The sequence below is a fragment of the Mammaliicoccus lentus genome (genome assembly GCF_947036595.1).
Classification (GTDB): Bacteria; Bacillota; Bacilli; order Staphylococcales; family Staphylococcaceae; genus Mammaliicoccus; species Mammaliicoccus lentus.
Genome location: NZ_OX344834.1, coordinates 2,169,218 through 2,194,605, shown reverse-complemented (window position 1 = coordinate 2,194,605; position 25,388 = coordinate 2,169,218). Strand labels below are relative to the sequence as shown.

The window sequence follows — 25,388 nt, the reverse complement described above, 5'->3', positions numbered from 1 at the left end:
TATATTAATTAACGGTATAATGAACTCCCGCCGTCTCCACTACATAGCTCTCAACCATTGTGGTTGAGGGTTTTTTAATTTAAGAGCAAAAAAATACATAAGTATATAAAAAATACCCTTTATTTTAGGGTGTTAGAATTATTTTCTATTAATACTTTATGCTGTTTTAAGATATAATCTATAAGTTTTTCTTCTTTAGTTTTCCTCCTTTGTATATCCTCGAGAATGAGAGTACCACAATATAATTATAATATTAAAAAAATATTGAAAATTTCTGATAATTAATATATCATATATTTACAAAAATAAAACGGGCGAAATTTATGGCTGAATACAAGACACCAAAAATGGTAGGCGTTCAGAAAGTGGCTGCAATGGGAAGACACTAATCTCATTACATGAGGCGTAGATGTTAATCTATGCCTTATTATTTTGAAAAGTGGGAGAAATAAATGTTATGTAGGCAAGATTGTTTGGCATACGATATTTATTAATACTATCAATGATTTGAAGTACAATGTAAATTCCAAACTATTAAAACAGACGTTTTCTAAGAAAACAGTACCGCCTACATATTTAAAGGAGTTGTATAGTTAATATGAAAAAATTATATATAGTTTCACTTTTGAGGGGTATTACTATAGGTTTTTATGCTCCTATTTGGATTATCTATTTATATAATTCTGGATATAATCTTTTTTTATTAGGAGTAATAGGAACCGTTTTTGAAATAATGAAATTTATATTTGAGATTCCTTCTGGGGCTATTTCTGATAAATTTGGAATTAAATATAATCTGATAACTTCTTTTATATGCCTTTCAATTACTTGGTTTTTATTTCCATTTGCTTCTAATGGAATGATACTAATTATATTGTTACTAACTTGGACTTTGTCAGAGACATTATTTTCAGGAACATTTGAATCATGGATCAATCAAGAAGTAAGGCAAAGTGAATTTTCAAGAACACTTTTCAATAATACAAAGATATTTATATTATTCATCATTATAATTTCTCCTTTGTCAGGATTTTTATATAAAGTGAATGAATTCTTGCCATTCGTATTAGCTGCAATGAGTTCATTAATACTAACATTATATTTAAGCGTTTTTGTAAAGATTAGAAAAAACAAACCACATGTAATCGAAGTAAATGATAGCTCCATAGTTGATATTATCAAAAATGCAAGCGTTACAATGCTGAAAAATAAACGAACATTGAACATTATAATAGCCAGTTTTTTCTTTGCTTTTGTCATAGATACTATTGATAGATATTGGCAACCCTATTTTAAACATATATACATAGATGAAGTAACATTTGGTTTTGTCACTACATTAGGAGGTATTGCTTTATTATTCCTTTTACATATATTTTCGGTATTTGATAAACAACTAAATCAAATACCGGAAAAATATAATGTTTTAATTACGCTTATAGCTATATTATTGATTTTATTATTATCAATAGGAAAAAAGATTGTTGCGTTTTTCAGTGTTTCTTTAGTAACAATAACAGATGATTTAATGAATACTTTAATTAATAATGCTTTAAATCAAGAAATGTCAGATAAATCAACAAGTATGGCAACTATATTCTCTTTAAATGGTGCTTCCGGAGCACTAGGTGAAATTCTATCAGGAATAATCTTTGGTTTTATAATCTTAAAACTAGGTTATAATTTAACTTTTGTTTTTTGTTCTGTTCTATTAGTAATACCATTGCTACTTTATATTTACAATGTTAAATTACAAAATAAAAATATTAATTCAAAAAATGTTTAAAGGTTTTGGTGATAGAAAATTAGGAGATGTTTTCGTAAAATCTTGAATCAAATATAATAAGATTAATAAAGATGTCTAAATGACAAAATACAGTGAAGCTGAGTTCCTATAATAGAAGCATTGTTTAGAAGGTTAGGTATAAGTGAAAGGGTTGGGAGCGGTAGGATAATTATATAAAAAATATTATTGAGCAAAACCTTAAGAATCCAGAAATAAAAGAGATAATGTAGGAGCTAGTTTTAATAGGTGGAAAAATGAAACTAATGCAGAAAATGCTAGCATACAGTAGTAGAAAATATAGGAAAATATGAGCATAAAACATTGCTAATTGTTGAAAAATGTTGAAACGTAAATTTATATAGAGGGGTATATATTTAGAATATATTGATTGTGTTTAACTAAGTACAATCTGTGTTAGAAGCTAATTCGTATGAAGAATTTGTGAATGCCGAAAGGGAAGTGGCAATTGATCCAAGTAAACTAACAGCAGATGAAATGATTAAATTAGGACTTAATCCTGCTGATTACATAGATAACTACAAACCACAAGAATTTAGTGGTTTTAGAGCAAAGAAAGTAAATGCTCCACAATATGGCAAAACATACGGGAAAAAGAATTGGTCTAAGAAAATACCTAAAAGTAAAATACAAGCCGCAGGAACTACAGCAGGTGGTATCATTGCAATTGTAGGTGCTTTTGTACCTCAAGCTAAGGTAGTTAGTTTAACAGGTGGGATTGTAGGTACAGTATCAGGTATAATTGGACTAAAGAATGTTAAGGGTGTTAAATTTAGTGGTACCGCTGTTAAGAAACTGGTAAGAAAAAATCCTTATCAAAAACCAAGTTTAGGCTGGGTTTATACAGTAAAAAAGTTCAAAGATATTAATAAAGAAAGTTGGATATAAATTATGAAAAAGGATTGGAAATTACATGAGATCATTTTAACTATCATTGCGATATTATTACTATTAACAGTCATTTTCTCATTTTTAGGTGTTATAAGTATAGCTGATTCTATTGTAGGATTATTATTGTTTATTTTTTATTTAATAATTGCTTTTCTGTTATTAAAACAAAGTAAACTAATTTCAGGCTTTTTTATAATTGTTGCAATAATTAGTGCTCTATCCTATATATTATGATTTTATATCCTTTCTAGAAGTAAAAATACTCCTCTTAATAAACTAATACACCTCACAAATGGTACTGCACCCCAAAAGTTAGAGTGAAAACTAACAATTGGGGTGTTTTTTACTTTGAATTATTTATTATTAACTATATACACATTTTGGATAATTGGTATATAATGTAAAAAAAGGAGGCGTGTAATTTGAAAGTTATCAATGTAATAAATATATTAAACTATATTTTATTTATTGTACTTTTGTTTTATGGCAATATTTTTTTCTCTAATTTTTATGGTGGAGATGCACTTGTGATATTTACTGATGTTTCAATGACTTTATTATTGTTATCAGTTTCGTTATTTTTATACAACTATTTTAAAAAGAAAAATTTCATAAAATATTTATTGATAAGTATTATATTAAATTTATTTAACCTAGTGATACTATACCCAATTATATTTTTTGGTTTGTTTTTCGGATTTTAAATTAAAGGAAAAATTAATATGAAAATTGAAACGAAAAAATTAAATTTTATTTTTTCTCTAGTATCTGCTAAGAAAAATGAAGATAAGTATATTAAAATTAGAGTTAAGAAATACTTACTATCAATATTAACCAGAGAAAATATTAATAATAAAAAACCTAGCAAAACAAAAAGCCAAAAAGATAATTTTGATTTTAAAAATTTAATTGCTCATACCCCCTATATATGCATAATTAAGATATAACCCATTATTATCGTAATTTTATAAAAAGGAAGTGTAATTTTGCATTTGTCTAAAAGAAGCGTAATATTTAACTTTATTTTTATATTTTTAATAGCGTGTTTTATAAGTTATGTTGGTTTAACTAAAACATTTGATTTATCATTTCAAGTTTCATCTGTAGGTGGATTATTATTTGGTTACTCAATACTAATGCCAATGAGACTTTATGCTGAGAATTCAAAATATAAAGATGAGAATTAAAAAATATACATTAAATAAGTGTCAAACGCGTGTCAATTTAGTTATAAATAATGACACTTCGTTACAAAGTTAAATGTCTATAAACGTTGTATTTACAGTGTTTTACTACTACTTACATAATCATTAAAAGGACCCGTCTCCACTACATAGCTCTCAACCATTGTGGTTGAGGGTTTTTTATTTTGCATTAATATAGTACAGAAATATGGAAAAACTATTAGTATATTAAACCTTTAGAAGTAATCATTGGTTTAGTATTAATTAGTAAGAAAGACCATAAAAAATAACCATCTCTAGCTTTGGTCGGCAAGATGGTTATATAAATTCAATTCCGGCTACCGTCTTTTTAACGGGCTCATAAGGGCGATGCATGTATGTGCGTCGTCCTTTTTCTATATTCAAATTACCATAATTTACATATATTGTCTATTAAAAATAATAGATGGATTTTATAATGAAAATATATTAAAATCTAATGACTGGTACTTCAGTCGAAATAAAAAAATTAAAATTTGTGTAGATTCAAACTAATATATGCGTTTTTTGTAAATAGACAAATTTTGGTAATGAAGATAAAATATTAAAGTGAGCAAGTTGGATAGATGGTGGCTAATCTTGTATAAATGGGGTGATGCCTATGAAATATGGTTTAACTCCTAGAAAGGTGTAATATTGACTGATTATGAATTACTGATGATTGTCATATCAATCATTGGTTTAATATTAATTAGTAAAAAAGACCATAAAAAATAACCATCTCTAACTTTGACCGGTTTTGATGGTTATTCAATAATTTATTAAAACGAGGTCACCGTCTTTTTAACGGGCTCATAAGGGCGATGCATGTATGTGCGTCGTCCTTTTTCTATATTTAAATTACCACATTTTACATATATTGTCTATATATTTTGTTACTTATTAGCCTAGTGGTAACTATCATTTTGTTTGATTATTTCATTAAAAATATTATGTTTATATTAGCACAAATACAACTGTTCAAAATCTATCAACTTATTCAATAATTGTCTTACTCTCACAATTATTAAAACATTCTCTTATTTGTTTTTCGGTAATTCTCTTAGTTGATAGTTTTGGTAATTGATCAATATCAAAATATTGTACCGAACTTGTTTCTATACTTGTTGTTAGGTTTCCACTTAATCTTTTACAATAATAAACTAACTTATAATAGTGTGCTAATGAATTTTCTGGATTAGACTTATTAGTATCATACACTGCAATAAGATTGGATACAGAAACTGATAAACCAGTCTCTTCTATCACTTCTTTCACTACATTTTCTACTGGGGAAGTTCCTACGTCAGCAAAACCTCCAGGTAACGACCAAGATTTTGTTTTAGGATCTTCTACTAATAAAACTTTATTGTCTTTATCTAAAATTAAAGCTCTAACATCAATTTTAGGTGTAGGGTAACCAGCTTCCTTTTCTAATGTTAAGTTCTTGTTATTGCTCTGAGAATTTATGAATTCTTGAGTTATATCAAAAATTTCATTGAACCTCTCTACGTCATATGGGTCCTTAGAATAATTAATACCAGAGTTTGAAATAGCTAATAACTTTTGGAAAAATTGTTTACTATCCATAATTACACCTCAATTCCTTTAAGTATATATTATCTTAAATAGAAATTATGGACTAATCATAAGTCTATAAAAAGAAAGTTGATAAATAACTAGTGTGTAATTAATAGTTGAAATATTTATAATTAATAACAATAAAAAATTAAATAATTTAATTACACCTATTAATTTACTGATAAAACATATATTATTGAAGGTAATATATGTAAGGGGGAATATGTAATGAAAAAATTATTTATTTTATTATTCGCAAGTTTATTAGTATTAGGAGCATGTGGAGAAAAAGAAGAAACCTCATCTAAATCAGAAACCACAAAACAACCAGATGATAAAGAAAATAAAAAGCAAGATGAGAAAAAAGATAAAGATAAGGAAAAGGATAATAAACAAGATACTTCTAATGAATCAGAAGCAGATACAGAAGAAGAACAGTCTGCTGAAGAAAATGAAAATACAGAAGGCCAAGAAGAAATTGAGAATAGTGAACAAACAAATAACGAAAATGAATCAGAAAATAGAGAATTAACTAAAGAAGAAATATCAAAACAAATAAAAAGCGGGGTTAATGTAGATGGTATGGTAGACGCAGATGGGGACACATGGTATCAGGCACCTGGTAACGGTGATGTTGTGGGGTATGTAAAGCCTGATGGGACACAATGTACAGTTGGCGGATGTGTAACTCCTGAGCAACAAGAGAAAATGGACGAAGAAGAAGATTTAGATATGCAAGATGATGAACCTGATGATGTTAACGCCGAAATCAATGCAGCTGAGACTGAAGATGAGTATATAGACGCTTTACGTAAAAAATATAATGGTGGTTTATCTTCTGCTGAAATACAAACTAAAACAGCAATTGAACAAGGTTATTATGAAGGTGACGATGCCGAAGATGTTTACAAAGAAATAGAGGAGAGAGAATCTGAAATTGAATCAGGTAAATATGATCACTATAATAAATAAAGTTAATATGAGTTTAAATATCAACTAAAGTAAAACCTAATGTGACAATAATGTTCGTTTAAAAACATCAAGGTGTTTGTTAGCATTAATATAAACCTTTAAGGAGGGAATATTATGTTTCTAGATGTGTTCGGATACTTATTGGGTTCTGGTTTTTTAATACTTGGTATTTGTGCTTTGTATTTTATGTCTTATGAGATGTATGAAGTTTTTACAAAAGGTGAGAAAACTGTAAGTTTCAAGGGAACTACTTACTTTGCATTAGGTTCTGTATTTTGTGGAGTGGTTTTGATTATTATGGCAAACGTTCTTTGAATTTATTAAAATATACGTAAAACACTCCAAAAGTTTAACTTTTGGAGTGTTTATTTTTATATGTCATCCTCTAATATATTCGTATTCTTTATAGAGAATCCTGTGATTTTATCGGAAAATGCTGCAAATAGTGCTGCTAAAATTACATAGGCGATTGATCCGATTATATAATGTGTTTCTAAATCAGTGATTAATAGGTATGTTTCTGCAAGTAGTAACACAACAGAAATACCGATTAAAGTTTTGAGTAATGCTGGTGGCAGTTTGATAGGTGCATTAGCGTATGCTTCTGGGTATAGCTTAGGTAATCGTCCTGCTGCAACTACTGGGAACATAAATACGATTAATGAAAGGCTTGTTCCAAGTTGTGCTACTACGTTTAGCGACACGTTTGTTAAAATTGGTACTGCTCCAATGATATAGAAAATAGTGAGTAACCAATGTGGTGTTCCAAATTTTTCGTTTACTGCTCCTAATTTCTTAGGTAAGACGCCATCTTGTGTAGCTACATATAAACTTTTTGTTACCCAAGTGAATGTTGCGTTTAATGTTGTTGCTAGAGCAAACATGGCACCACCTACAATAAAGATAACAAATACAGGTTTTGGTAATACTTCATTAGCTACTGCTGTTAAAGGCTGACCTGCAACTTGTTCAATAGGTAAGACACCTACTGCAACTGCAGCAATTAAAGCATAGAAGAACCCGATTAGTACTGTAGATCCTATAATGACGATAGGTAAATCTCGTCGAGGATTCTTCATTTCCCCACCTAATTCCGCAACGAATTGTGCACCTCCAGTTGCAAAACCTACCAATCCAATTGCAGTAAAGAAGCCTGTGAACCCTGCTGGAAACATTGTTTCTGGTTGGAAAACTGTATAATCTACTTTAGGTAATCCAAAAACTACGAAACAACTTAATGAAAGGATTAAAATAATAACCATCCATTTATTAATGATAGAAGCTGTTTTTACACCAACTAAATTCACAATAAATAGTAATGTTAATAAACTAAAAGCAATTGGTGTGATAGGTGCTTCCGGTAAAACGCCTTGTAAATATTGTGCAAAGGAAATAGCATACATTGCTAATGTAATTTGCATCAATGTAAACATGCATAGCCAAAATACACCAATTTTTGGTGATAACAACCGACTGGTATATTTATATAAACCTCCTGTAGTAGGGAGTGTTCCTCCTAAAATAGCAATTGGTGACATCGCAATAATACCAAGTAATGAAGAAATTATATAAGCTAAAGTCACACCGCTACCAGACATTTGAATACCTATGCCAGTCATGGTCATAATCCCTGAACCGATAACTTGTCCTAGTGCGATACCCATGACATCACCTAGGCCTAAATTCTTCTTTAAATGAGTTGATTCAGACATAAGCGCCTCCGTGTATATGTATAATTAATAATTCATACTTCTAAACTAAGATAAAAGTACCACAAGTTATTATAGTCCAATTGAGAGAAATTATCAATTGGAACTTTGGCTTTTATATAAGTATAGTTATTTTTGAATTCCATGGGTTTTATTATTTACTTTTCTAACCTAAATATACTTATTGCTAGACCAATTAAGACTGTACCAATAGCGTAATCTAGCATACTTTTGATTTTTACATTATTAAAAATTTGTCTAATATAGTTAAATAAAAAGCTACATAAGAAGAACCAAATGAAAACAGTTAATATGAATAAAGAGGAAAGTACTAGAATCTGCATTGATCCATCTTCTTTAGTTATAAATTGAGGTAAAATGCTGACATAAAATAAAATTGCTTTTGGATTAAAAATAGTACTTATAAAACCTTGTTTATAAGACAATCTAAGTTTCATATCTGTTTTTACATCTTTATCAGTACTAATATTAAAGGCTTTTTTCGCATTTAAAATTGTTTTAATGCCTAGATATGCAATATATATTGAACCTAAAATCTTTATAACTGTAAAAACATAATAAGATGTCGTTAAAATAAATATTAATCCAAATGCTGCAAGTGCTGAATAAAAAACATGTGCACTTGAGATACCCAAACCAGCCATAATACCGTTTTTCGCATTACCTTTTAATGTGTTATTCAATACAATGAAAAAGTCAGGGCCTGGTATTATGATGATCATTAAAGATATTACGATGAAGCTTAACCAATTATCCATATATTTACACCTCTCTGTTGATTAATGTTTCTCACAAATATATCAAAAACTAGTTTGAATAACTATATTATTTATAAAATAACTATATTTATTTTATAATTTGGTTTAAGTAAGTATAGTAGTTATAATCATCATAGATGAATAAGAGATTATATATGAATACAATTAGAAATGAGGATTAATATGAAAATAGGTAAATATTCGGTTGATTCAGTATGGCTAAGTATTATTTTAGGCTTTATATTTGTAGCTTTAGTATCCCCGTTTATGTGGGTTTCAGTTTTAGTATTAATAATCTTTGCGATAAAGAAAGATAAAATTAAAGAAGAAGAATGAAGTAAGTCTTTAGAATTACTAAGTATATAATTGTATTTATATTTCACCATGGCTTATTAACTTTTTAGTCGTTTGTTTTCTAAAACAAACGGCTATTTTTAATGTCTTTTTATATACATATTCTACAAATAATGATTTTGATAGGTTTATATAAAAATAATCATTAAATTTAAAGAAAATTAAAAAAATAGTTATTAATTAGTGTAAAATCTGTTATTATTACTTTAATGAATATATTTTAGGAGAGTAAGTTATGAAAAAAGGATGTTTATGGTTTTGTTTTGTAATCTTCATGCTTTTTATTTTAATAGGGGCTTGTAGTGATGATGATGTGAATAAAGATGATAAGAGTCAAGTAAGCGAAGAGAATAAGAAGCAAAATGATGACAAACAAAAGAAAGATGAAAAAGCTCATAAAGAAAAATCTGAGAAAAAAGAAACAGATAAAAAAGAGAAAACTAATTATACTAAGAAAGATTCAAAGGATGAAAAGAAAGAAGTAGAGAATGCTACGCAAGATTCAAACAAAGAAGAAAAAAAGACATTCACACCTGGTACGACTGATAGAATACCTGTGGAACTTTCATCAACAGTAGACGGGGATACTGCTAAGTTTATATATAATGGTAAAGAAGGATCGTTTAGATTTTTATTAATAGATACGCCTGAAACGAAGCACCCTAGAATTGGGAAACAGCCGTTTGGTCAAGAAGCTTCTGATAGAACGAAATCGTTACTCATGAACGCTAACAAAATCGAAGTTGAGTTTGATGTAGGTGAGAAACAAGACAAGTATCAAAGATATTTAGCTTATATATATGTTGATGGTGAAATGGTAAACGAAATATTAGTTAGAGAAGGTTTGGCGAAAGTAGCGTATGTTTATCCTCCTAACACACGTTATCTAGATCGATTGGAAAGTGCGCAGGCTGTAGCTAAAGAACAGAAATTAGGTATTTGGAGTTTAGATAGTGCTTTTGAAGAAGCTAATAATACAGAAGCAAATACAAATTCAAATACTTCTAATAACAATACAACGACAAATGTTCCTGCCTCTCAACCAGAGACTCAACAATCACAAAGTAAAGAATTTTATAAAAACTGTACTGAACTAAGAAAAGTATATCCAAACGGTGTACCAAGTACTCATCCAGCATATTTACCAAAACTTGATAGAGACAAAGATAACTTTGCATGTGAAGCAAATTAAAATAAAACTATAAAAAATAAAAGAAAACCTATTAAAGTTATTTTAAACTTTGATAGGTTTTTTATTCCACGTTTCATATATGCTTAAATAGTATTAATATAAAAAAGAGTCATATATTACTTATAAAGAGCAGGAGTGAGACAACATGAACATAAGAATGTTTGAAACAAAAGATGCTGAAGAAATAAGCGAATTAATTATACATACACTTAGAACAACGAATGTTAAAGATGAGCCTGTTGAAGAAATTGAGAAAGTAGTTAGTACGATGACACCAGAAGCTATTATAGAAAGAGCAAGTTTTACTAACTTTTATGTCTTTGAAGAAGAATCTAAAATCGTTGGAACAGGCGCTATTGGACCGTACTGGGATAGTGAAACTGAGAGCAGCTTATTTACAATATTTGTTTCACCAGATTATCAAGGTAAGGGAATAGGAAAGTTAATCATTCAAACATTAGAAAGGGATTTTTACTTTAAACGAGCTGAGCGCATAGAAATACCCGCTTCTATCACTGCCGTACACTTCTATAGAAAATATGGATATGATTATAAAGATGGTATTAAAGAACCAGATGATGAAGGACTTTTAAGACTAGAAAAGTTTAAACACAATTAATATATAGACTAAAAAAGATGGGTATATAATATACATATGAACTGTAAAAAATTAGGATTTTTTAAGGAGAGATGTTAAATGCAAAGAATGAAAAAGCGAACGATTTTTATGGAAGTGGTATCAGATATTTTATTTGAAATACCAGGTATATTAATGCTTATACCAAGATTTTTTATCTGGATTGGAAGAGTTATCTCTAAAATATTCTAGTAGTATAATTAATTTGTATACAAAAAATGAAGAGATAAATAAGATATTAATATAAATAAATGTGTAACCTTCTTAATTGTTGGGTATGTACTGATAAAGGTATAAAATAATCCGAAAACAAGGAGTTAAACAATATGCAAAGTATTATCAAACGAATTTTTAGATATATTAGTGTAGCAGTCATAATGAGGTTAATACGTAAATTAATAAATAAAGGTTCTAATAAAAAGGGTAATTAGGTGTAAAACACTTAATTACTCTTTTCCCATTCTTCTCTTAATAATCCCATGCGAATAGAATCATAATAACAACCATTATAATATCTCACTTTTCTTATTTTAGCTTCCATAGACATACCAAGCTTTTCACCAATTCTTATCATGCCTTTATTTCCAGACCATGTTGTATAGCCTACACGTACTATATTTAAAGTGTTAAATAAATGTTCTATCCATATACTCATAACTTTTGTGTTGAATTCATAACTTACCTCATTTCTATATCAATATTAAATGTAATTATACAATATAATGTTGTTTCTTGAATATGAGTCATAAAAATAAAAAACAAAATATTTCAAACATGTTAATTAATAATTACAAATATTAATATCCTGTATTAATTAATATTATTTTATCATACAATGTTCAAAGAACTTTAATGAAGGAGGATTATTATGAAGTATAAATTTGGAACGGTATTAATTTTGACATCTGGTTTATTGCTTTCTCAATCTGGTTTGCATGTGAATGCTGAAGAATCTAATGAGGCGAGTAATAGTCAAACTGAAAATACAAGTAAATCAATTAACTTCGAAGAGGCTCAAAAAATGAAGCCGAAAGAACTTACGAATTTACTAACGGATGAAGATTTAGAGTTACATAATAAAGTTGCTGAGCATGGTTCTACTGAAATGAGATCAAAGAAAAGTACGAACGAAGCTTATCAAAATGTAAATAATTACATTGAGAAAAATAACATAAAGCCATCGAATATTACTCAAGATTCTAGAATGGATAGCTTACCAAAATATGATTTTAAATCTGATGAATTTATTGGTGTAGTTATTCATGAAACATCTAATCCTAGTAGTACAATCGATGATGAAATTAATTATATGTATAATAATTATGAGAGTGCATTTGTGCATGCATATGCAGGTAGTAATAAAATAGTACAAACAGCATCAAGTGACTATTTAGCGTGGGGTGCAGGTGCTAAAGCGAATCCTTACTTTTACCAAATAGAATTAGCGCAAGCAAGTACGTTTGATGAATTTGCTAAATCAGTAAATAATCAAGCATATTTAACAGCTGAAATGCTTAAACAAAATGGTTTAAAACCATCATTAGCAGATAATAATGAAGGTACTGGTACTGTAATCAGTCATAATGCCATCAGTGAATATTGGGGTGGAACAGACCACACGGATCCTATCAATTACTTTAGTCAATGGGGATACGATATGGATCAGTTCTATAAACTTGTAGAAAAACATTATAATGGAACGAATGAAACAGATAATGAAGAGACTATAAGTGGTGATACACATAAAGTAGTTTCAGGAGATACATTATATAATATTTCTAAACGAAGCGGTGTAAGTGTAGATAAACTTAAAGAATTAAATGATTTAAGTTCAAATGACTTAACAGTAGGACAAGAATTAAAGTTAAAATAATTAAATAAAGCTAATAAGATTAAACAGCTCTAAACGTAAGAAAACCTTACGTTTAGAGCTGTTTTTTATGAAATATATTCACATTTTAATAAAGCCATTAAAAAAGCGTCTTTATATTTACCTTTAGCATAAAAGTGTTCTCTTAATAGACCTTCTTTTTTAAATCCGTAACTTTCATATATATGTATAGCTTTTTCATTATCTTGGTCTACATATAAATAAACTTTATGCATATTTAAAATATCAAACGCGTAACTTGTAGCATTATCAAAGGCAAATTTAGCATATCCTTTGCCACCGAATTCTGGTTTAATAATAATTTGAATTTCACAGTTACGGTGAATATAATCAATTTCTACAAGTTCAACAATCCCTACAATCTGTTTATCATCTTCAACTATAAATCTTCTTTCAGATTCATCAAGTAAATGTTTATCAAACAAATACTGAAGCTCAGTTAACGATTCATATGGTTCTTCAAACCAATATGACATGATTGAATATTCATTGTTTAATTCGTGTACAAAAGGTAAGTCATTAGATTCTAATGCTCTAACTCTCAAGATTTCACTCCTAATTATTCATAATATAACTCTATTATTACACGACTTCATTAAATAACAAAATAAAGTTATTAAGATATTAAAAAATAATTTATTTGATGAATTTTTTTATGACGCGTATATAAACTAATTCACCAATTAATTCAACAACTGTTTGTGTCACAATTACTACCGTAACGATAGCAGACCATTCTTTAGGTAACGAAAGAGCTAAAGGTAATACAACTAAAGCATTTCTTGTACTAGAACTGAATGCTAAAGTTCTTTTTAAATCAACAGGTAGTGCAAAAAGTTTTCCTGTAAATGACCCAATGAATGGAGCGATAGCCATAAAGCAAATATAAATAGGAATAACTGTAATAACATTATCTAAATCATGAGTTAACGTAGAAATATGAGAGGCAATAACCACCATTAAAACAAGTGCCATAAAAGGAACAGGAAGCCATTCAGTTAAATTCAAACACTTTTTCATTTGGATAGATTTTTGACTCGCTAGTTGTAAAATCAGGACTAAAATAAATGGAATTAAAATTAATAAAACAAACGTTTCAATAAATGGTCCTAATTTTATATATTGAGAGAAGTCTTGTCTTAAAAATAATACAAAATAAACAGGCAACAAGACAAACTGTACAATAAACAATATTGGAGTAGAGATTAGCATGTACTGAGCGTTACCTTTACCTAGTTTAGTGAAGACGATGACATAATCAATGCATGGTGTCAGTAAAACAAGATAAACACCGATTAAAATGGGTATAGATGTCACATTGAAAAGAGACACGAGTATAAAAACAAAAATAGGTATTAAAATAAAATTCGAAACAAGTAGCGCTAAAACATATTTAAAATCTAATAGTTTATCTTTAAGGTTTAAAAACGGTATTTGAGCAAACATGCTAAATAATAATATAGCTAAAAAAAGTGAAATAAAAGGCTCAAACAGATTTTTTAAATCACCAAACGATAAACCTAAAACAGCACCACAAATCAAGAAAATAATATAAATATAAATCTGTTTAACCTCTAAAAATGATTTAATATGCTGCATAAAAATCTCCTTCAAAATATCATTTCAATTATATATAAGTTTACCAAAAATAATGAGAATGTATTATGGTATATTAAAAATGAATAGAATTTGTTAAATCACTTTAAAAAGTCGGTGGTAGATATGAAAAGTATATATATGTTAGATAGTTTAGATACGAATGTAGAAGTTGAAAAATTAGCAAGATATTTTTATAACGAAATTAAAATCTATGTTGAAAAATTAAAAATAGAATATGAATTAAAAGATGAACCAGCACATATTATTTGGACTAGTAAGTATGTAATGGAAAATGTGTTACAAAAAAATATCCCAGCTTATACTAATGAAAAAGGTGTTTTTATAAGTATAGACTTAGATGGCTGGAAAGAATTTTTAACAGAAGCAATCCAAGACGATATGAGTGTTGATACAAAAACATTTTTTGATCATTATTTGAAGAAGGAAATTTTATGTATATTAGGGCATGAAATAACACATCACTGTGATTTTTTCTTGTCTGATTTTGACGATGAAGATGTTTCTTCAGATGATTTATGGTTTGAAGAAGGACTAGTTATGTTCTTACCGAGATTTTATTTTTATACAGAAGAAGAATTTAGCAAAATATATAATCTTGAATTAGAATTATTTAATTATTATAAAGAACGTTATGATGAAAAATATTTAGAGGCTTTCACATATGATTTGTATGAAAATGAAGATACAAATTCAATTATGTTTCATTATTGGAAAAGTTTTTTAGCAATCACTGATTTAGTATTTAATCATTACAACAAAAATATACATCTATTAATTGAAGATTATCATAGTTGGGATAAAGGAGGACGTAATCAAAGGTTGAGTGAATATTTGTATAAAATCAAAAATTGAGATACTTTAAACTCGCTATGAAAACGTGTTCTTTCGGTTTTTGAAACAAAATAAATGACATTTGTTTACATTAGGTCTAATATAAACTGATGTAAAAACGAAAAAATCAAGGGAGTAATGTAAAATGGAAAGTTTTATATTTAGCGTTTTAGGAATTATAGTATTAATAGCTTTTTGTGCAGCTCTAGGTACAACTGTGGTTAAAGCGATTAAAGATACTAGGTTTAGAGTTCCGTTGCTAAGTACCATTGTATTATTCTTTTTAACTTTAGGTTGTATTGTTGGCGTTGTATCTACTGAGCCAAACCAAGATCGTGATTCAACTTTTAATATGGATGGTAATGTGGCACAAGCTCAAGCTGATCACTTCAATCAAGAGAAAATGAATCATTCTATTGAGATTGATCATGATAAGTTCAATAATGAAACTTATGATCATGATCAATTATTAAAAGTAACGAATGCAAAGGTTAAGAAAATTAGCGAGAATGAAGTAGGGAATAAGGTTGTGGAAGTAGTAAAAGAAAGTGGTAATAGTACAGAATCTTATTTTATTATTGATTACGACCATAAATTGCTAGAAGAAGGCAAAACTTATACGTTTTATGGTAAAGAAGATTTGAAATTTGACGAGAATAGCCAAGTGCATGGTCTAAATGTTTGGAAAGTAGAATAATATAAAATTCAATTTATAAAAAAGCATCTCATCATTTACTTTGATGAGATGCTTTTTTTATTTCATTAGGGGAAAATACCGCTTCTTTATTCAAATTATCGCCAATCAATATTAAGTAATCATCGATATTAATGTTATATTGTTCTATCCTTAGGTTATCATTTGAAACTTGGATTAAATATTTATTTGGATCGTTTTTAAATGTAATAAAGCCTTTAATTCTATAGATGTTATTAGGTAAATCTTTTAACCATGTTTTAAAACCTTCCATTGTAATTGGTTCTGTTAATGGATAATATTTATGGAAAACATGACCATGATGATGTGCGTCGTGTTGTGTAACCTTTAAATCTCGATTAGATTTTGTAAAATGACTAAAATGGATATTTCCAAATGTCGTAGAAAAGATATCTGCTTCTGTATAGTCTTTTTGTATAGATTTCATTGTGTTTATAGCGTCGTCTGTATCCATCATGTCGATTTTGTTTAATACAATATCGTGACAATATTTAAGTTGTATATCTATCAGTTGTTGTGTTTGTTCAGTATAAGAAGAAAGGTGTTGATAAGCCGGTAAATCCACAATGCCAATAATTGTTCTTATTGTTGAAAATGGCGCAAGTACCGGTGTTAAGCATGCATCTAATACTTCAAGTGGATGGGCGATGCCGCTACATTCTATAAATACGACATCTGGTTGGTATTCTAAATAAACTTGGTGTAATTGTGTTGCAACATCTTCTTTCATAACACAACATATGCATCCATTTATCATTTCACTTATTGGAACGTCAGATTGAATGAGCTCAGTATCAATGCTACGTTTTCCGAATTCATTCATAATGACTGCTGATTTTTTATTTTCTTGTTGAACATCATTGATTAAACTATTCAACATCGTCGTTTTGCCGCTTCCTAAAAATCCGGTTATAATTACAATTTCCATTTAAAAGCCACCTTTATTTTGGGTCTTTATCCATATAAACTTTACTACCTGTTGTATTCTTTTGTCCTTGATATTTACCATTGTAAGCATGATTGGCAGGAGAACGTGTTTGAGCGAGAACTAATTGACATATACGCTGATTAACATTTATTTCTAATGCAAAATCGTTCGCGTTGAATAACTCTAATGTAATTTGTCCAGCAAATCCTGGATCAACCCATCCTGCGTTTTGTATGAATAAACCAGCTCTTCCTATAGAACTTCTTCCTTCTACAAATCCTGTTATATCATTCGGTAACTCAATATACTCAACAGTAGTTGCTAAGACAAAGGATTTAGCAGGTATGGTGAATTTCTCTGCGTGAATCTCGTTGTACTCTATAGCTGTTGATAAAGGCTGCACACCACTTTTAGGTGTTTTAGGTAAAAGGAAATGATTGCCTAATGTTAAATCGATAGAAGCGGGTTCAATAAACGCTTCATGAAAAGGTGTAATTTTTAATTTTTCTTCGTTGATATATTGCTTTATATCTTGATCCGATAATATCAAGGTTTAATCCCCCTATAATAAATTTAAAATTAATACTGTAATGAAGAAACAAATCGTTGCAGTTACCATCTGTTTGCCAACGATTTTAATGCCTTCTAGCCAACCTAAACTTTTAATTATCATCGTAATTGTTACTGAACAAGCAGAAAAAGTCGAACTAAATAATATAAGTAAAAAAGCACTTTTTAACGAAATAGATTGTAGTATAGCTCCATGATTCATATTAAATAAAAGCATGCCGTTTTTTCTGATCATTGAAAAAAGAATGCCTGTAGACATTTCTTTAGGTACGTTAATTGCTTGTAATATGACATTGAATATATTTGAGACATAAACAAGTATAGGTGTCATAGATAATAAACTTGCTATGATGCATATTACGAAGAATATAGGTAAAGCTTGAACGAGAAAAGACTTAATTGTATCCATAGATTGAAGCCATATAGCTTTTATAGAAGGCTTTCTTACTTTATCTAATACAAAATAATGTGTAGGTAATATAGACTTTGGAGACCATAGTTTTATATGTATGATTCCACCTATAAAGACAATTAAAATATAAGGCATAAAGAGCCAAGGTGCGTTCATCACACTAAAAAGTGATAAAGTTGCACCAATTTGATAACTGCATGATGAACCGAAACTTATTAAACTAATGCAATTGCTTTTACTACAAGCACTACAATCATGGTTGGCTCTTAATACTGCAGCTGAGTTACAACCGAACCCTTCAATCACTGGTATAATATCGTAACCGGTTAAACCAACTTTAGTCATAATTGGATCGATTGACCATACGATATAAGATTTTAAATGACTTTCACTCACAATGTTTGTAGAAATACTAATGAATATGACAACTGGTAACGCCCAGACGACAGAATAAATGCCAAGGGATAGTAGCCCATAATCACCGAACAATATATCATTTAAAAAATCTGATTGAAAGTGTAGACTGTTAGATGTAAAACTAAGAAAACTTTCCATCCAGTTGTTTTGAACAAAGCTTGAAAGATAAAAAGATATATAAATAGGTAACATAAACATTAAAATAATAAGTAATAATGATGATGTCATATCTTTCAATGTAGGAACTCGACGCAACTTTTCTTTTCTAAGTAATTCTAATTCTGAAATGATATCTTTAGTTTCAGAACGATTTTCTATGATGTTTTTATGTGATTCATCTAATGTTAAATTTAATTTTTTCTTAATAATAAAGTTTTTGAAAGACATTTTTTGTTCAGTTGTCAGTTTATTTAAATGCTTTACAACAATATAATGTTTTTCATTAGGTATATTAGAAAATGACCCATCTTTTAAATTGTATTCCACTCTTAACATGAGCAATCAACTTCGCAGCAAGAATAATCATCTAAATACATTTGATTATTCTTATAAAATTCAATTGCATCTTCATTTGCTTCTATGCCTTCTCTTTCACAAACAAGATTAGCTAATACTGCAAAGCGTGTTCTAAATTTATAAATGTAGCAAAGAATGACATCTTGATGTTTAACTGTATCTCCAATTAGGAATATATTTTGATTAATTGTTGATTCATCATCGTCAGTTAATTCATAACTATTCCCGTTATTTTCAAATAGAATATTTGTTAACGGATTATTTTGAACAGGGTTAAAGCCAGTAGCTAAAATAGGTTCATTTGCAACAGTTATACTTCGTGTTTGATTTTCAAAATGTATTGTATATTGATTATATATGAAATCAATTTCCTCTATAGAATAGTTTGAGTGTAGTTTAATAGGATAACCTTGTTCTACTAACTCAACATAACGCTGATGTGTATATGGCGAAAGTCTAACGCTTGGGTCAGGGTCTTGTTGGTCGTAGCTTGTAGAATTTGTGTATATATCGACTTTCTTACCTAAAAGGGCTAAGTGTATTGCAGCATCGAAGCCACTTTCATTTCCTCCTATTATAGTAGCAGTTTCTCCTTCAACATTTGAAAAATTCTTTATCTCACAGTAATGAACACCATGTTTAAATGGTTTATGTGGAAATGAGAAATTACCTGTTCCTATAAAAATATAATCTGCTTTAAAATCTTTCTTTTCTGTACTTATAGTATATGAATCATTTTGTTCATCAGTTGAAATATCGATGACTTCTGTATGTTCCTTTATATTTAACTCATATATTTGAGTAAGTGCATTTAAATATTGAGCGTATTCAAATCCTGAAATATGTTCCTTTTTAAATGTGAATGCTGGAGAGCTATGTGGTGTAATAGCATTGATGTCTGGTGTACCAAATCCATTCGTAGTAAAAGATGGCGTAATAAATCGAGTAGTATTTGGCCAATTAATGAATGATTCACCAACTTTACCTTTATCTAAAATCATGACATCTTGCAAACCAAGTTCTTTTAGAGCAATAGCCATACCGATTCCAGAAGGGCCGGCACCAATTATTATTGCTTTAAATGTGTCTTTCATATTATACACTTCCTAAATCGTAATAATTACGTTTTGTATAATAGTAAAGTATCATCTTTGAAGTAGGTAAGCAAGTTTAAAATTATTGAAATTGAAAGAAATGAAATTTTCTACTTGCAAAAGTTGGAATTATGTTTTATAGTTAAAGCGTAGTCATTACGATTTACCTCCGAGAGATTACGTGGCTACTTCATTTACTTTATTTAATATACGATTTCAAGCCAACTTCTTTGTTGGCTTATTTATTTCATTATTCACATTATGTTCAATAATAATTTAAAAGGAGTTATATACATGGCAAAAAAATCTAAAATAGCAAAAGAACAAAAACGTATTCAAATGGTAGAGAAATATAGAGAAAAAAGAGAAGAATTAAAAGCAAATAAAGACTACGAAGGTTTGAAAAAACTTCCTAGAGACGCATCACCTACGCGTATTACACGTAGATGTCAAGTTACTGGTAGACCTAGAGGTGTATACAGAAAATTTGGTATGTCTAGAATTGCTTTAAGAGAATATGCGCACAAAGGTCAAATTCCTGGCGTGAAAAAATCAAGTTGGTAAGCAACTGTGTGATTTGGGCATAAGCAATTAGAAAGTAGGGGGAAACAAATTGAATAAAATACCTGTAACTGTACTAAGTGGATATTTAGGTTCAGGAAAAACGACGTTATTAAACAACATCTTAAAAAATAGAGAAGGTTTAAAAATAGCGGTCATCGTAAACGATATGAGTGAAATCAATATAGATAAAGATTTAGTCATAGAAGGTGGGGGTATTTCTAGAACTGATGAAAAACTCGTCGAACTTTCTAATGGCTGTATTTGTTGTACATTAAGAGAAGATTTATTAGTAGAAGTACAAAAAATAGCAGAACGTGGAGATGTAGACCAAATTGTAATTGAATCAACAGGTATTTCAGAACCCGTACCAGTTGCTCAAACATTCTCATATATTGACGATGAACTAGGTATCGATTTAACAAGCATTTGTCGATTAGATACTATGGTAACAGTAGTCGATGCGCACCGCTTCATTAACGATATGCGCTCTGAAGATTTATTAACTGATAGAGATCAAGGTGTTAGTGAAGAAGACGAAAGATCAATTTCTGATTTATTAATAGATCAAATTGAATTTTGTGACGTGTTGATTCTAAATAAAACAGACTTAGTGGACAAAAAAGATTTAGATCAACTAGAGAATGTATTAAGAAAATTACAACCAACCGCTAAATTTATAAAAACAAACTTTGCTAATGTACCAATTAAAGAGGTTGTTAACACAGGCTTATTTAATTTTGAAAAGGCGAGTAATTCTGCCGGTTGGATTAAAGAATTGACTGAAGGCGGTCATGCTAGTCATACACCAGAAACTGAAGAATACGGTATTTCATCATTTGCATACAGAAGACGTTTACCTTTCCATGCTGATAGATTTAATAAATGGATGGAAAATATGCAAGGGAATATCATCAGAGCAAAAGGTATTGTATGGTTAGCACAATATAATCACGTAGCTTGTCTATTTTCACAAGCAGGTTCATTCGTTAATATCCATCCAATAACATATTGGGTTGATGCAATGAGTGAAGCACAAAAAAATGAAATACTAAGTGAAAGACCTGAAGTAAAAGCAAATTGGGATCCAGAATATGGAGATAGAGAAACACAATTTGTTATTATCGGCAGTGGTTTAGACGTTGATGAAATTACAAAATCATTAGATGAATGTCTCATTAATGCAGATGAAATAGATCAAGACTGGTCACAATTAAAAGATCCATATAGTTGGGTATTACAATAAAACTTATGAAATAGGAAAGAATCCGAGACAAAAGCACGCTCGGGTTCTTTTTTTATGGAATAATTTATTTCTCATACTCTTTCCTACGATTAGTCAAGTGCTTAAGTTTAAAATAGTCATCACTTAATAAGACCGTCCAATTTTATTTTTTTGAATAAGGTGTTAGACTATATGTGATTATACGATTTAATGTGGGGACATTTCGTAATCGTATAGTTTATGTTTCATTATTAAATAATGAAATGTTTTTAATAGTCGATTAATACATGCGACAACAGCAGTCTTATGAGATTTCTCATTAGGCTGCTTTCTTAATTTATAGTAATAATCTACAATATGATTATTATAACGATGTTGTCCACGAATAATATTCATTATTACCAAAAATAATAAGCGTCTCGCCTTTTTATTACCTCGTTTATTGATGGTATCTCTATAATGTGTCCCACCAGATTGATATCGTTTGATATCAATTCCTACAAAAGCATTTAACTGTTTATTTGATTTGAATCGAGATATATCTCCAAGCTCACCGATTATCATGGCTGCAGTTAGATCTCCAATTCCTGGTATAGAATAAATAATTTCAAAGCAGTCAAGTTCTTGAGCTAATTGAATCATTTCTTTATCTAATTGTGATAATTGTCCAATGGACTTTTTCAATTTTTGAATTAATAATTGTGCTTTTTTAACTAGGAACGAAGATGAATTGACGTTAGGGTAACTATCATTCGCTAATTTAAAAAGTGTTTCTCCATAACTTTCTGCTTTTCGTTGAGATAATCCTTTATCTGTAGATTTTAAAATTGTAGAAATGATACTTTCCATATCATTTTGTTGAACAAAATCAGGATGAGTAAATATTTCAGCGATATTTAAGGCAATCATTGAATAACGATTTTTAAATAGTTTTTCTAAGCCAGGAAATGTTTGAGGAAGTATCTCAATAATTTCAACTTTCAATCGATTTTGTTCATTTTCGAATTCTAGATGAAATCGAGCACGCTCACGTAATTCAAAGTAAATATCATCATTTGTATTATTTAAACTATCGGAATCATTAAAAAAAGGTGCTATTTGGGCTAACTTATGTGCGTCTGATTGATCTGTTTTCCAAGACCTTAAAGAGCTTGTTTTGAACTTTGCTTCTAAAGGATTCAACTCAATATAATTAATTTGGTTAACTCGACAGAACCGAACCATAGCTCTTGAATATATACCTGTGGATTCAAAAATTAATTTGGGCTGATTTACACGATTCAAATAATTTAATAAATAATTATAACCATTTTTGTTATTTTGAATAGTAAATTCCTTTTGGAATTTTTCATCAATATAGTGTGCAATCACACTATCTCTTTTACTAATATCAATGCCTAAGTAATCGATAAATAAAACCTCCTTAATAAATTTGAGAAGTTGTAACTTTACTGAACCTTTCTCATTTCACTTTCCTATACACGGTTTCAAGAACCCAACATACTACAATCGAATTTCAAAAGGCGAGAGTAAAGCTGACTAGTTTTTTTTACGGATTTCAAACCCAAGAGATCGCACAGTCTACTCCTCTCTATAACTATAAAAAATAGCTATGAAAAAATCTATCGTCATAGATTTCTTCATAGCTAATCTTAGTATGTTTTTTTGTACATAATGGTAATATTGGTGGAAATAGATTCATAATGTATAAAAATATCTTCGAAAGAAGTAGTGAAACGTGAAACATATGAAGAAACGAATTTGTCTATTAAAAATTCAAAGTTTATTGAAATAAACAAGTTACTAGATAATTTAAGTTGACCAAATAGAACTAAAGAACTTATTTTATGTTATTTATTAAATAAGGGGTGATCATTTGAAGATTAGGTTAAGTTCATATAAAGAAAGTTGGAAAAGTCTTTATCAAAATGAGTGTAAAAATTTAGAGGGAATTTTAGGAGATTTAATTATTCAGTTTGAGCATTTTGGAAGTACTTCTATTGAAGGGATGAAAGCTAAACCAGTTATCGATATGATGGTTATAGTACGTGATATTCAAAAGGTCGATCAGTTTAACTCATTATTTATAAACTTAGGTTACGAAGTAGCGGGAGAATGGGGTATTAGTGGCAGAAGACTATTAAGAAAAGGCGGAGAAAACAGAACCCATCATATACATATATATGAACAAGGAAATAAAGAAATAGAAAGACATATCATTTTTAGAGATTATTTGAGAGTAAATGAAAAGGTTGCCCAAGAATATAGCCACTACAAAGAAATGTTAGCAAGTAAATACCATGACACACGAGAATACAGTAAAGCTAAAAAAGATTACGTGAGAAATATTGAAAAAGAAGCTTTGATGTGGTTTGACAATCTGAAATAGGAGGCGATTTATATTGAAAATTCGTAAATTAAATAAAACTGATGCCATTGAATTTAGGGAGCTTAGATTATTAGCTTTGCAAACTGATGCCCAAGCTTTTGCTTCTTTGTATGAAGATGAGGTTGAATATCCTTTTAGTAGATTTGAACAACGTTTAGAAAGTACTGATTCTAAATTTACATATGGTGGATTTAGAAATGATGAACTTGTATGTGTTGCAACATTTTATAGAGAAGGCGTTAAAAAGCTACAACATAAAGGGAACATAGTCGCTATGTATTGTAAAGAAAATGATAGGGGGAGTGGTGTTTCTGAAAGCGTAGTGAAAGAACTTATAAAAGAAGCATCTAGTATAGAAAGATTAAAAGTGATTGATTTAACAGTTTTATCTATGAATGATAGAGCGATTCAATTTTATAAAAAATTAGGTTTTGAAAGATTTGCAACTGAACCGATGGCTATTTATGATGGAAAGCAATATTATGATGAAGATATGATGCGATTTTATTTATAGATGGTTCGATAAAACAAAATTATCGAACCGTAAAAACCTAAAAACGACAAAAAAGAATCGCTGGTATCTACAGGCGATTCTTTTTCATTATTCTATTCCTAATATACAGTCCATATCTAAGTACATGACTTGTTTATTTTCTTGATTAATAACTTGTAGCATATTAATTTCGGAGTTGAATTTATGTATTTCACATTTCACTTGTTTAATATAGCCATTGTGCCAATATTTAATTTCGCAATTTGGATTATAGAAAATTTTTTCCGCTAATACATGGTTTAAATCAGCTAGCGCGGATTCATCAAGTGTAGGTTTTTCTATCTTTGTTTGATCTTTAATATATTGTGAGATTTCTTCGAATTGCTGTGGCATTGTCGCAAATGGCGCCCATTTAATCATTCCTCTTCCTTGAGGAATTCTCGGATTTAAATATTCTCTTGGAATATTTCTGTAATCTGTCTCATTTTGAAATTCTTCAGGCATATCTGGATTAATTATTTTTACCACATTATCATCTCCAAAAACATTATACTTTTATTATACGAACATATGTTCTGTTTTGTAAAGTGAAATCTTCTTTCAAT

28 protein-coding genes and 1 pseudogene are annotated in these 25,388 nt (G+C 29.2%); 17 read left to right on the top strand and 12 right to left on the bottom strand.

Features of this window, described 5'->3' with window-relative positions; all coding sequences use genetic code 11:
• The first annotated feature begins 598 nt into the window (after positions 1–598).
• The 4 genes from ACNMOQ_RS10875 (at position 599) to ACNMOQ_RS10860 (ending at position 3,882) form a co-directional block, all read left to right on the top strand.
• Complete coding sequence (locus tag ACNMOQ_RS10875; RefSeq protein ID WP_416349827.1) at positions 599–1,786, top strand: MFS transporter; 1,188 nt, start codon at positions 599–601, stop codon at positions 1,784–1,786.
• Between the two features lie 459 nt (positions 1,787–2,245).
• On the top strand, positions 2,246–2,692 hold the full coding sequence (locus ACNMOQ_RS10870) for a hypothetical protein (protein ID WP_416349826.1): 447 nt from the start codon (positions 2,246–2,248) through the stop codon (positions 2,690–2,692).
• Between the two features lie 725 nt (positions 2,693–3,417).
• Positions 3,418–3,642, top strand: coding sequence for a hypothetical protein (locus ACNMOQ_RS10865; protein WP_416349825.1), 225 nt, complete (start codon positions 3,418–3,420; stop codon positions 3,640–3,642).
• Positions 3,643–3,681: 39 nt separating this feature from the next.
• Complete coding sequence (locus tag ACNMOQ_RS10860) at positions 3,682–3,882, top strand: hypothetical protein (protein WP_416349824.1); 201 nt, start codon at positions 3,682–3,684, stop codon at positions 3,880–3,882.
• A gap of 1,011 nt (positions 3,883–4,893) precedes the next feature.
• Here ACNMOQ_RS10860 and ACNMOQ_RS10855 read toward each other — a convergent pair.
• Positions 4,894–5,487 carry an NUDIX hydrolase gene (locus tag ACNMOQ_RS10855; RefSeq protein ID WP_282460972.1) on the bottom strand — a complete coding sequence of 198 codons (594 nt, stop codon included), beginning with the start codon at positions 5,485–5,487 and terminating at the stop codon, positions 4,894–4,896.
• Between the two features lie 219 nt (positions 5,488–5,706).
• Between ACNMOQ_RS10855 and ACNMOQ_RS10850 the strand changes: the two genes are divergently transcribed.
• Both ACNMOQ_RS10850 and ACNMOQ_RS10845 read left to right on the top strand, forming a co-directional pair.
• On the top strand, positions 5,707–6,450 hold the full coding sequence (locus ACNMOQ_RS10850) for a hypothetical protein (protein WP_416349823.1): 744 nt from the start codon (positions 5,707–5,709) through the stop codon (positions 6,448–6,450).
• Between the two features lie 114 nt (positions 6,451–6,564).
• Positions 6,565–6,765: a hypothetical protein gene (locus ACNMOQ_RS10845; protein ID WP_017000761.1), complete on the top strand. Its 201-nt coding sequence runs from the start codon at positions 6,565–6,567 to the stop codon at positions 6,763–6,765.
• 56 nt (positions 6,766–6,821) lie between these two features.
• Here the strand turns inward: ACNMOQ_RS10845 and ACNMOQ_RS10840 are convergent, their stop codons facing one another.
• Both ACNMOQ_RS10840 and ACNMOQ_RS10835 read right to left on the bottom strand, forming a co-directional pair.
• Positions 6,822–8,162: an APC family permease gene (locus ACNMOQ_RS10840; RefSeq protein ID WP_070044920.1), complete on the bottom strand. Its 1,341-nt coding sequence runs from the start codon at positions 8,160–8,162 to the stop codon at positions 6,822–6,824.
• Positions 8,163–8,317: 155 nt separating this feature from the next.
• The gene (locus tag ACNMOQ_RS10835; protein WP_017000759.1) at positions 8,318–8,938 is read right to left on the bottom strand and encodes a LysE family translocator; all 621 of its coding nucleotides are present in this window, start codon (positions 8,936–8,938) and stop codon (positions 8,318–8,320) included.
• Between the two features lie 183 nt (positions 8,939–9,121).
• On the opposite strand from ACNMOQ_RS10835, the gene ACNMOQ_RS10830 reads away from it, so the two are divergent.
• The 4 genes from ACNMOQ_RS10830 (at position 9,122) to ACNMOQ_RS10815 (ending at position 11,313) form a co-directional block, all read left to right on the top strand.
• Positions 9,122–9,274 (top strand): hypothetical protein, encoded by a 153-nt coding sequence (locus tag ACNMOQ_RS10830; RefSeq protein ID WP_239724792.1) that lies wholly within the window; start codon positions 9,122–9,124, stop codon positions 9,272–9,274.
• A gap of 253 nt (positions 9,275–9,527) precedes the next feature.
• Positions 9,528–10,484 (top strand): thermonuclease family protein, encoded by a 957-nt coding sequence (locus tag ACNMOQ_RS10825; protein ID WP_070044923.1) that lies wholly within the window; start codon positions 9,528–9,530, stop codon positions 10,482–10,484.
• A 145-nt stretch (positions 10,485–10,629) separates the two neighbouring features.
• The gene (locus tag ACNMOQ_RS10820) at positions 10,630–11,103 is read left to right on the top strand and encodes a GNAT family N-acetyltransferase (protein WP_239705222.1); all 474 of its coding nucleotides are present in this window, start codon (positions 10,630–10,632) and stop codon (positions 11,101–11,103) included.
• Positions 11,104–11,181: 78 nt separating this feature from the next.
• Positions 11,182–11,313, top strand: coding sequence for a hypothetical protein (locus tag ACNMOQ_RS10815; RefSeq protein ID WP_265588489.1), 132 nt, complete (start codon positions 11,182–11,184; stop codon positions 11,311–11,313).
• Positions 11,314–11,563: 250 nt separating this feature from the next.
• On the opposite strand, the pseudogene ACNMOQ_RS10810 reads toward ACNMOQ_RS10815, so the two are convergent.
• Positions 11,564–11,767 (bottom strand): annotated as a pseudogene (locus tag ACNMOQ_RS10810) (GNAT family N-acetyltransferase); the annotation flags it as partial.
• Positions 11,768–11,989: 222 nt separating this feature from the next.
• Between ACNMOQ_RS10810 and ACNMOQ_RS10805 the strand changes: the two are divergent.
• The gene (locus ACNMOQ_RS10805; RefSeq protein ID WP_135031276.1) at positions 11,990–12,994 is read left to right on the top strand and encodes a LysM peptidoglycan-binding domain-containing protein; all 1,005 of its coding nucleotides are present in this window, start codon (positions 11,990–11,992) and stop codon (positions 12,992–12,994) included.
• 65 nt (positions 12,995–13,059) lie between these two features.
• Here the strand turns inward: ACNMOQ_RS10805 and ACNMOQ_RS10800 are convergent, their stop codons facing one another.
• Positions 13,060–13,557, bottom strand: a complete 498-nt coding sequence (locus ACNMOQ_RS10800; RefSeq protein ID WP_017000748.1) for a GNAT family N-acetyltransferase — start codon at positions 13,555–13,557, stop codon at positions 13,060–13,062.
• Between the two features lie 91 nt (positions 13,558–13,648).
• Positions 13,649–14,611 carry an arsenic resistance protein gene (locus ACNMOQ_RS10795; protein WP_416349822.1) on the bottom strand — a complete coding sequence of 321 codons (963 nt, stop codon included), beginning with the start codon at positions 14,609–14,611 and terminating at the stop codon, positions 13,649–13,651.
• A 123-nt stretch (positions 14,612–14,734) separates the two neighbouring features.
• Between ACNMOQ_RS10795 and ACNMOQ_RS10790 the strand changes: the two genes are divergently transcribed.
• Both ACNMOQ_RS10790 and ACNMOQ_RS10785 read left to right on the top strand, forming a co-directional pair.
• Positions 14,735–15,484, top strand: a complete 750-nt coding sequence (locus ACNMOQ_RS10790; protein WP_416349821.1) for a hypothetical protein — start codon at positions 14,735–14,737, stop codon at positions 15,482–15,484.
• A gap of 124 nt (positions 15,485–15,608) precedes the next feature.
• On the top strand, positions 15,609–16,160 hold the full coding sequence (locus ACNMOQ_RS10785; protein WP_070044927.1) for a hypothetical protein: 552 nt from the start codon (positions 15,609–15,611) through the stop codon (positions 16,158–16,160).
• Positions 16,161–16,191: 31 nt separating this feature from the next.
• Here the strand turns inward: ACNMOQ_RS10785 and ACNMOQ_RS10780 are convergent, their stop codons facing one another.
• From ACNMOQ_RS10780 to ACNMOQ_RS10765, 4 genes are read right to left on the bottom strand one after another with little or no spacing between them, the layout of a single operon-like run.
• The gene (locus ACNMOQ_RS10780) at positions 16,192–17,106 is read right to left on the bottom strand and encodes a CobW family GTP-binding protein (RefSeq protein ID WP_416349820.1); all 915 of its coding nucleotides are present in this window, start codon (positions 17,104–17,106) and stop codon (positions 16,192–16,194) included.
• 13 nt (positions 17,107–17,119) lie between these two features.
• The gene (gene dcd / locus ACNMOQ_RS10775; RefSeq protein ID WP_017000739.1) at positions 17,120–17,656 is read right to left on the bottom strand and encodes a dCTP deaminase; all 537 of its coding nucleotides are present in this window, start codon (positions 17,654–17,656) and stop codon (positions 17,120–17,122) included.
• A gap of 12 nt (positions 17,657–17,668) precedes the next feature.
• Complete coding sequence (locus ACNMOQ_RS10770; RefSeq protein WP_416349819.1) at positions 17,669–19,000, bottom strand: nucleoside recognition domain-containing protein; 1,332 nt, start codon at positions 18,998–19,000, stop codon at positions 17,669–17,671.
• On the bottom strand, positions 18,994–20,115 hold the full coding sequence (locus ACNMOQ_RS10765; protein WP_135031266.1) for an NAD(P)/FAD-dependent oxidoreductase: 1,122 nt from the start codon (positions 20,113–20,115) through the stop codon (positions 18,994–18,996). Before ACNMOQ_RS10765 ends, ACNMOQ_RS10770 begins: the two co-directional genes overlap by 7 nt.
• 294 nt (positions 20,116–20,409) lie before the next feature.
• Here ACNMOQ_RS10765 and rpsN point away from each other — a divergent pair, with 294 nt between their 5' ends.
• Both rpsN and ACNMOQ_RS10755 read left to right on the top strand, forming a co-directional pair.
• Positions 20,410–20,679, top strand: a complete 270-nt coding sequence (gene rpsN / locus ACNMOQ_RS10760) for a 30S ribosomal protein S14 (RefSeq protein ID WP_017000733.1) — start codon at positions 20,410–20,412, stop codon at positions 20,677–20,679.
• Positions 20,680–20,728: 49 nt separating this feature from the next.
• A complete protein-coding gene (locus ACNMOQ_RS10755) occupies positions 20,729–21,922 on the top strand; it encodes a GTP-binding protein (RefSeq protein WP_416349818.1) in 1,194 nt (397 codons plus the stop codon).
• A gap of 186 nt (positions 21,923–22,108) precedes the next feature.
• On the opposite strand, the gene ACNMOQ_RS10750 is transcribed toward ACNMOQ_RS10755, so the two are convergent.
• Positions 22,109–23,311: an IS110 family RNA-guided transposase gene (locus ACNMOQ_RS10750; protein ID WP_416350405.1), complete on the bottom strand. Its 1,203-nt coding sequence runs from the start codon at positions 23,309–23,311 to the stop codon at positions 22,109–22,111.
• Positions 23,312–23,777: 466 nt separating this feature from the next.
• Here ACNMOQ_RS10750 and ACNMOQ_RS10745 point away from each other — a divergent pair, with 466 nt between their 5' ends.
• Positions 23,778–24,290 carry a GrpB family protein gene (locus ACNMOQ_RS10745; RefSeq protein WP_017000729.1) on the top strand — a complete coding sequence of 171 codons (513 nt, stop codon included), beginning with the start codon at positions 23,778–23,780 and terminating at the stop codon, positions 24,288–24,290.
• A 13-nt stretch (positions 24,291–24,303) separates the two neighbouring features.
• The gene (locus tag ACNMOQ_RS10740) at positions 24,304–24,804 is read left to right on the top strand and encodes a GNAT family N-acetyltransferase (protein WP_416349817.1); all 501 of its coding nucleotides are present in this window, start codon (positions 24,304–24,306) and stop codon (positions 24,802–24,804) included.
• Positions 24,805–24,891: 87 nt separating this feature from the next.
• Here ACNMOQ_RS10740 and ACNMOQ_RS10735 read toward each other — a convergent pair whose 3' ends face one another.
• Complete coding sequence (locus ACNMOQ_RS10735) at positions 24,892–25,311, bottom strand: YolD-like family protein (protein ID WP_017000726.1); 420 nt, start codon at positions 25,309–25,311, stop codon at positions 24,892–24,894.
• Positions 25,312–25,388: the final 77 nt, after the last annotated feature.

Bases quoted from the DNA above. Each gene is read 5' to 3' on its own strand.
- ACNMOQ_RS10875 (WP_416349827.1), top strand. From the start codon at position 599: ATGAAAAAATTATATATAGTTTCACTTTTGAGGGGTATTACTATAGGT.
- ACNMOQ_RS10865 (WP_416349825.1), top strand. From the start codon at position 3,418: ATGAAAATTGAAACGAAAAAATTAAATTTTATTTTTTCTCTAGTATCT.
- ACNMOQ_RS10855 (WP_282460972.1), bottom strand. From the start codon at position 5,487: ATGGATAGTAAACAATTTTTCCAAAAGTTATTAGCTATTTCAAACTCT.
- ACNMOQ_RS10850 (WP_416349823.1), top strand. From the start codon at position 5,707: ATGAAAAAATTATTTATTTTATTATTCGCAAGTTTATTAGTATTAGGA.
- ACNMOQ_RS10845 (WP_017000761.1), top strand. From the start codon at position 6,565: ATGTTTCTAGATGTGTTCGGATACTTATTGGGTTCTGGTTTTTTAATA.
- ACNMOQ_RS10840 (WP_070044920.1), bottom strand. From the start codon at position 8,162: ATGTCTGAATCAACTCATTTAAAGAAGAATTTAGGCCTAGGTGATGTC.
- ACNMOQ_RS10835 (WP_017000759.1), bottom strand. From the start codon at position 8,938: ATGGATAATTGGTTAAGCTTCATCGTAATATCTTTAATGATCATCATA.
- ACNMOQ_RS10830 (WP_239724792.1), top strand. From the start codon at position 9,122: ATGAAAATAGGTAAATATTCGGTTGATTCAGTATGGCTAAGTATTATT.
- ACNMOQ_RS10825 (WP_070044923.1), top strand. From the start codon at position 9,528: ATGAAAAAAGGATGTTTATGGTTTTGTTTTGTAATCTTCATGCTTTTT.
- ACNMOQ_RS10820 (WP_239705222.1), top strand. From the start codon at position 10,630: ATGAACATAAGAATGTTTGAAACAAAAGATGCTGAAGAAATAAGCGAA.
- ACNMOQ_RS10815 (WP_265588489.1), top strand. From the start codon at position 11,182: ATGCAAAGAATGAAAAAGCGAACGATTTTTATGGAAGTGGTATCAGAT.
- ACNMOQ_RS10805 (WP_135031276.1), top strand. From the start codon at position 11,990: ATGAAGTATAAATTTGGAACGGTATTAATTTTGACATCTGGTTTATTG.
- ACNMOQ_RS10795 (WP_416349822.1), bottom strand. From the start codon at position 14,611: ATGCAGCATATTAAATCATTTTTAGAGGTTAAACAGATTTATATTTAT.
- ACNMOQ_RS10790 (WP_416349821.1), top strand. From the start codon at position 14,735: ATGAAAAGTATATATATGTTAGATAGTTTAGATACGAATGTAGAAGTT.
- ACNMOQ_RS10785 (WP_070044927.1), top strand. From the start codon at position 15,609: ATGGAAAGTTTTATATTTAGCGTTTTAGGAATTATAGTATTAATAGCT.
- ACNMOQ_RS10780 (WP_416349820.1), bottom strand. From the start codon at position 17,106: ATGGAAATTGTAATTATAACCGGATTTTTAGGAAGCGGCAAAACGACG.
- ACNMOQ_RS10770 (WP_416349819.1), bottom strand. From the start codon at position 19,000: ATGTTAAGAGTGGAATACAATTTAAAAGATGGGTCATTTTCTAATATA.
- ACNMOQ_RS10765 (WP_135031266.1), bottom strand. From the start codon at position 20,115: ATGAAAGACACATTTAAAGCAATAATAATTGGTGCCGGCCCTTCTGGA.
- rpsN (WP_017000733.1), top strand. From the start codon at position 20,410: ATGGCAAAAAAATCTAAAATAGCAAAAGAACAAAAACGTATTCAAATG.